The organism is Mesorhizobium sp. M7A.F.Ca.AU.002.02.1.1 (assembly GCF_003998535.1).
Classification (GTDB): domain Bacteria; phylum Pseudomonadota; class Alphaproteobacteria; order Rhizobiales; family Rhizobiaceae; genus Mesorhizobium; species Mesorhizobium ciceri.
In genome coordinates this window covers 1-706 of the sequence record NZ_RZPB01001384.1, presented here as the reverse complement: position 1 = coordinate 706, position 706 = coordinate 1, and the positions used below count along the sequence as shown (strand labels likewise).

Annotated in this window: 1 pseudogene; it reads left to right on the top strand. The window is 66.0% G+C overall.

The features are described from left to right. A pseudogene (locus tag EN879_RS37880) lies at positions 1-706 on the top strand (autotransporter outer membrane beta-barrel domain-containing protein); the annotation flags it as partial.

The following is a 706-nucleotide window of genomic DNA, read 5'->3' as shown; positions in this document are numbered from 1 at the left end:
CTGGCGCAGTCGATCGGCGGCTCCGGTGGCGTCGGCGGCGCGTCCGGCACGTCATCCACCGACTCGAAGATCGCCATCACGCTGAGCCTCGGCGGCGCCGGCGGCGCTGGCGGTACCAGCGACAAGGTTCACGTCCAGAACTTCCAGAGCGGTTCGATCCTGACGCAGGACGACAACTCGCACGGCATCTTCGCACAGTCGGTGGGCGGCGGCGGTGGTGCGGGTGGCGCTGGCTCGACGGAGACCGGTAAGGCCGAGACGGCCGTTACCATGTATATTGGCGGCCAAGGCGGCAGTGGCAGCATCGGCGGTGAGGTCGAGGTCAACAACTTCGGCAAGATTGAAACACTGGGCTATATCTCGCACGGCATTTTTGCGCAGTCGATCGGCGGTGGCGGTGGTGCCTCGGGTGCCGCGACCGGCGCATCGGAAGCAGACATGACAATCGGTGGCGGTGCCAGCATACCCAACGGGATTCCGATCCCGGTGGTCGGCGACCCCAACGACCCCGACAACGAGGCCGATGGTGGCAAGGTCACCGTCACCAACGATGGCGAGATCATCACACACAAGGATGGGTCATACGGCATCTTCGCCCAGTCCATCGGCGGCGGTGGCGGATATGGCGGCACGGTTTCGTCCGACTTCGCCGGGTCCGACTCTTTTGCCCTCAGCCTGGGCGGCAAGGGCGGCCACGGCGGCGATG